Source organism: Dietzia sp. B44, assembly GCF_014145245.1.
In the GTDB taxonomy this organism is placed as follows: Bacteria; Actinomycetota; Actinomycetes; order Mycobacteriales; family Mycobacteriaceae; genus Dietzia; species Dietzia natronolimnaea.
Genome location: NZ_JAALEF010000334.1, coordinates 1 through 5,325, shown reverse-complemented (window position 1 = coordinate 5,325; position 5,325 = coordinate 1). Strand labels below are relative to the sequence as shown.

At 70.5% G+C, this 5,325-nt stretch carries 5 protein-coding genes; 1 reads left to right on the top strand and 4 read right to left on the bottom strand.

What is annotated here, in order from left to right:
• Both G6017_RS11325 and fgd read right to left on the bottom strand, forming a co-directional pair.
• On the bottom strand, nt 1-553 hold a 553-nt coding region (locus tag G6017_RS11325; protein ID WP_182617411.1), incomplete at its 3' end, for a suppressor of fused domain protein.
• Nucleotides 550-1,569 carry a glucose-6-phosphate dehydrogenase (coenzyme-F420) gene (gene fgd, locus G6017_RS11320; RefSeq protein ID WP_182617409.1) on the bottom strand — a complete coding sequence of 340 codons (1,020 nt, stop codon included), beginning with the start codon at nt 1,567-1,569 and terminating at the stop codon, nt 550-552. The genes fgd and G6017_RS11325, both read right to left, overlap by 4 nt.
• Nucleotides 1,570-2,100: 531 nt before the next feature.
• On the opposite strand from fgd, the gene G6017_RS11315 reads away from it, so the two are divergent.
• Nucleotides 2,101-2,730: a hypothetical protein gene (locus tag G6017_RS11315; protein ID WP_182617407.1), complete on the top strand. Its 630-nt coding sequence runs from the start codon at nt 2,101-2,103 to the stop codon at nt 2,728-2,730.
• Nucleotides 2,731-2,777: 47 nt separating this feature from the next.
• On the opposite strand, the gene G6017_RS11310 is transcribed toward G6017_RS11315, so the two are convergent.
• Both G6017_RS11310 and G6017_RS11305 read right to left on the bottom strand, forming a co-directional pair.
• Nucleotides 2,778-3,917, bottom strand: a complete 1,140-nt coding sequence (locus G6017_RS11310) for a glycosyltransferase family protein (protein ID WP_194307847.1) — start codon at nt 3,915-3,917, stop codon at nt 2,778-2,780.
• A gap of 5 nt (nt 3,918-3,922) precedes the next feature.
• The gene (locus G6017_RS11305; RefSeq protein WP_182617405.1) at nt 3,923-5,131 is read right to left on the bottom strand and encodes an O-succinylhomoserine sulfhydrylase; all 1,209 of its coding nucleotides are present in this window, start codon (nt 5,129-5,131) and stop codon (nt 3,923-3,925) included.
• Nucleotides 5,132-5,325 lie beyond the last annotated feature (194 nt).

The following is a 5,325-nucleotide window of genomic DNA, read 5'->3' as shown; positions in this document are numbered from 1 at the left end:
CGACCGCCGACATCTCGGCGGAGGTGATCGGGACGGCCTGCAGCCGGGTGAGCAGTGGTCCGGTGCCGTCCGGGCCGCCGGTCTCGTCGACCACCTGCAGGTCGGGCCACAGGAACGGCGGGGTGAGGACCAGGTGCTCGCAGCGTCGGCCGGAGTCGACGAGCCCCACCGCGCCGGGGATCACCGCGCCCGGTGCCACGTGGATGGACCCGGTGGCCACGGCCAGAGCGCACGCGTCCAGGACGTCGGCCATGGCGCGGTGTCCGGTGCGGCCGACGGTGACGAACTCACTGCGGATCTGCCGACCGTCGGGCGTGGTGACGTTGGTGGGGAGCTCCCGGGCGCCGACGGTGGCGTAGGTGGTGAACCCGGGCGCGGGGACGTTGTCGACGACGACGATGTCGCAGTGCCATTCCGTGGTCTGACCCTCCTCGTCGGCTTCCGTCTCGTGCGGGTAGCGCAGGACTCGAACCGATTCGGCCACGTCGAGGAGGCCCTCGAGGCCGGAGAGGTCAGCCTTGTCCGGGCCCGGGACGGTGCTCGCGCCGCTCACGCCAGGTCACGCAACCGCGGCTCGAGGTCGGTCTTGAACAGGTCCAGGAACCGCTTCTGGTCGTGGCCCGGCGCGTGGAACACGAGGTGGTTCAGGCCGGCGTCGACGTACTGCTTGACCTGCGCGACCGCGTCATCGGGATCCGAGGCGACGATCCAGCGCTTGGCGACCTGCTCGATGGGCAGCTCGTCGGCCAGGCGCTCCATCTCGCGCGGCGAGTCCACGGAGTGCTTCTGCTCGGGCGTCAGCGAGAGCGGCGCCCAGAAGCGGCAGTTCTCCAGGGCCGCCGCCGGGTCGGGGTCGTAGCTGATCTTGATCTCGATCATCCGGTCGATCCGGGAGGAGTCACGGTCGTTGATTCCCGCGCCCTCCTCCACCGCCGGCAGGAGCTTGTCGGTGTAGAGCTCCATGCCCTTGCCCGAGGTGCAGATGAAGCCGTCGCCCACCCGGCCGGCGTACTTGGCCACCACGGGTCCACCGGCGGCGATGTAGACCGGCACGCCACCCTCGGGCACGTCGTAGAGGAACGCGTCCTTGGTGGTGTAGAAATCGCCGTCGAAGTTGGTGGTCTCGCCGGTCCACAGCTCGCGCATGAGCCGGACCGACTCGCGCAGGCGGGCGAACCGCTCCTTGAACTCCGGCCACTGCCCCTGGTGGCCCGTGGCGATCTCGTTGAGCGCCTCGCCGGTGCCCACGCCGAGGAAGATGCGGTCCGGGTAGAGGCACGCCATGGTGGCGAAGGCCTGCGCGAGCACCGCCGGGTTGTAGCGGAACGTGGGGGTGAGCACGGAGGTGCCCAGCTGCAGCCGCTCGGTGCGCTCCCCCACGGCCGTCATCCACGCCAGGGAGAACGGGGCGTGGCCGCCGTCGTGGCGCCACGGCTGGAAGTGGTCCGAGACCGTGGCCGAGTCCATGCCCGCCTGCTCCGCCAGGATCGCGTACTCGACCAGATCCCGCGGGCCGAACTGCTCGGCCGAGGCCTTGTAACCGAGCTTCAGAGCGGAGGTGGGGGGCATCGACGACTCCTCGTGGGTTGTGTGAGTGACTTCACCGACGCGGTGGTCGGGTCACTGCAGCCGAGTATGCCAGCGCCGCCGCGCCGGGGTTCCAGGCGTGACAGCGACGCGGTCGAGCCGCAGCAGCGGGCCCCCGGATCCGACCAGACGACGACGGCGATGACTTCGACGTCGTCATCGAGGGCGACACCGTCCCCACCGGAACCCGCACGGCTCTGGCCGCGCTGGACACCTGGATCAACGAGGGCACCCGCCCGAGCGGCGACTGGACGACGTTCACCTCGAGCGACCCGGACTCGGACAGGTGGCGTTGGGCCGCCGTCAACCAGAAGACCGGGACGGTCGTCTACATCCGTTGACACCCGCTGCAACACGCAGGAACGGTCGTGAGATTCGTCACTCGCCGCGCGGAATGTAACGATTCGGCCACCGGCGACCATACTCTGGATGAAGCGGCGATCATGGCGGGCCAGCCCGTGCCGGAGCCCCCTCCTCCGGACTGATCGCCGAGTGATGGCTTTCGGAGGAGCTATGCGGATTCGACACGCGGCCACCGCGCTGGTCGCCCTCGGCTCCGCTTCCGCCTGTGCACTCGGCGCCACGGTGATCCTCCAGGACCGCGAGGACGACGCCCGCGAGTCGGCGCTGCGCAGCTCCTCCTGGTCAGTGCAGGCCTCCACCGACTTCGGCACCACCTGGACCGCACCCATCTCCACCTACGGCGGGCACTTCCCCGTGCGCGTGGACACCGCCGGGCTCCGCAACCGTTCCGCGTACCAACCCCTGACCCTGCGGACGAGCGTCGACTCCCGTTCGGAGGCCCACGTGATGATCGGCAGGGGCGCGCTGGTGGAGGGCGACCCCACGACCGCCGCCGACGTCCGGATCCGGGCCGTCACCACCATCGGAGGCGCCTGCGCCGCGCCCACGTTCAGCAGCGGCACCCCCAGCATCCTGGTCGGTGACGCGACACCGCCGAAGCCGGTGGACGCCGCCACCGTCGACGAACCCCTGGTGCTGCCCGCCGCCACCCGCACCACCCCGGGAGCGCCCGTCACCGTGTGCCTCGAGCTGAGCATGGACTCGGCGTCCCCCGCGCCCGACTCGGTGCTGATGCTCGCCTGGCCCATCGACATCACCCGCGCGGACGCCGGGACCTGACCGACCCGTCACCCGACCGGCGGTCGGTCACACCCGCCAGGCCGGGTTCACGAGCCGTCCTGGATCGCCTCACGCCGTCGCGCGGCCATCCGGTACGCCTGCTCGTGCGCGGCCATGACCTTCCCCGGATCCGCGCCCTCGACGCGCGGCGGCGGCGACCGGGGTTCATCGATGGCCGTGCGCACCGCCCATGTCAAGGTGCCGGGGTCCTTGGGGTCGTACACCTCGCCCGAATGCTCGTCCGGATCGCAGCGGTCGAACCACTGCTCACGGAGGAAGCCCACGGCCGGCAGCACGGGCGCCACCCCCAGGTCCCGGCACAGCTCCAGCCAGGTGGAGTGGGTGGCGAAACGATACGGCAGGACACACACGTCGAGGGCGGCGAACTCGGCGAGCACGGGCCCCAGGTCGCGGGCCTCGTAACGGATCAACCGCACGGACTCCCACCCGCCCTCCGCCGCGAGCTCGGCCACCAGGTGGTGCCCGCCGCTCTCGCGGTCCTCACCGCACGCGTCACGCCACGCCTGCGCCTCCACGACGATCCGCAGATGCGCGTTCCGCCGGCCGGTCGCCACCGGCGCCAACAGGTCGAGCAGCTCGGGCCCCTCGATGTTCTCGCCCATCCGTTCCAACAGCACACCCACGACGGTGTCCCCGGGCGCCCGGAGGTGCGTGGAGGCGCGGATGGCCGACGAGATCTCCGTCTCGTCGAGTAGCCGAGGATGCGGCACCACCATCGCCTGCACACCCCACCGCACCCACAGTTCACAAGCGGCGACCTCGGTGAGCGTGAGCACCTGTGCGGCGGCCCCCACGAGCGCGCCGGTGTGCCCCCGGTGCGGCTGCGAGTCCTCGTGCGAGGGGTAGACGATGTCGTGCACGGTCAGCACCATCGGGACCCCGGCGCGGGACAGGTGCTCGATCATGTCGCGGGCGCTCTCCGGCTCGAGATAGTCGTAACCGAAGTGCACGTGGGCCACATCCAGGCTCCCCAGGTCGCGGTCGGGGATCGGACGGGCGTCCTTCGCGTACGTGCCCGGGTGGGATTCACCGTTGACCACACCCGGCCGCACCGGGACCATTTCGATGTGCCCGGACGACGCCAGTCCCGTGATCCTGCGGACGGCCGGGTGGGCGGCGGGCAGCACCGCCACCCTCGTCCGGGACGCGCCGTCATGTGACCGCATGAAACTTAGTTTAGACCCCTACGCAAGTCATCGATGAGGTCTCCGGCGAACTCGAGCCCCACCGAGAGTCGGACCACGTTGTCGGTGATCCCCACTGCGGCGCGGGCCTCCGGCTCCATGGACGCATGGGTGGTGGTCGCGGGATGGGTCACCAGGGACTTGGCGTCGCCGAGGTTGTTGGAGATGTCGATGACCCTCAGCGCGTTGAGGAGTGAGAAGCAGCGCTGCTTGCCGCGGTCCTCCTCGTCGTCGTCGAACTTCAGACCGAACGTCACCACCGACCCGCCGCCCGACATCTGCTCCGTGGCCAGGGCGTACTGCGGGTGCGACGGCAGCATCGAGTACCGCACCCACTCCACCGCGTCGTGCGACTCGAGGAACCGCGCCACCTCCAGCGCGTTGGCGGACATGCGCTCGACTCGCAGGCTCATGGTCTCCAGGCCCTTGAGCAGCACCCAGGCGTTGAAGGCGCTCATACCGAATCCTGCATGACGCATCAGGTTCTGCACGGGTCCGGAGATGTACTCCTCCGGCCCCAGCACGGCGCCGCCCAGGACGCGGCCCTGACCGTCGATGTGCTTGGTGGTGGAGTAGACCACGATGTCCGCGCCCAGCTCGAGCGGCTTCTGGTGCAGGACGGTGGCGAAGACGTTGTCCACCACCACCTGCGCGCCCGCCGCGTGCGCCAGCTCGCAGACCGCGCGCACGTCCACCAGCTCCTGCATGGGGTTGGAGGGCGACTCGAAGAACACGGCGTCGGTCGGCTCGCTGAGCGCCTCGCGCCACTGCTCGAGGTCGGAGCCGTCCACGAACACCGTCTCCACGCCCCAGCGCGGCAGGATCTCGTTGCAGATCACGAAACACGAGCCGAACAGCGCCCGCGAGGCCACCAGCCGCGAGCCGTTGCCCAGCAGCGCGGCCAGCGAGACGAAGACCGCCGACATGCCGGAACTGGTGGCGAAGCACGCCTCGGCGCCCTCGATCTGCCGCAGCCGCTCCTGGAACATCGCCACGGTGGGGTTGCCGTAGCGGGAGTACACGAACCGCTGGATGTCCCCGTTGAACGACGCCTCGGCCGCCTCGGCCGACTCGTAGACGTAGCCGGAGTTGAGGAACATCGGCTCGGCGGTCTCCTCGAAGCCGGTGCGCATCTGCCCGGCCCGCACCCCCAGGGTGTCGGGGTGGAGTCCGTCGGGGAGCTCGTTGTTTCTCATCCGCTGCTTTCTGAGTGTCGTCGGTGGTGCGGTGGCGGGTCGGGCCGGGTCAGGACTGTCGCCAGGGCAGTCCCGCGACCTTCCACCCGTTGACCGACCCGCGATGGCCCGCCGCGTCCGGGTCGCCCTCGAATCCCTCGGCCACGTTGTAGGCGGGGCCCAGGCCGGCGGCGGTGGCGGCGCTCGCGGCGGCG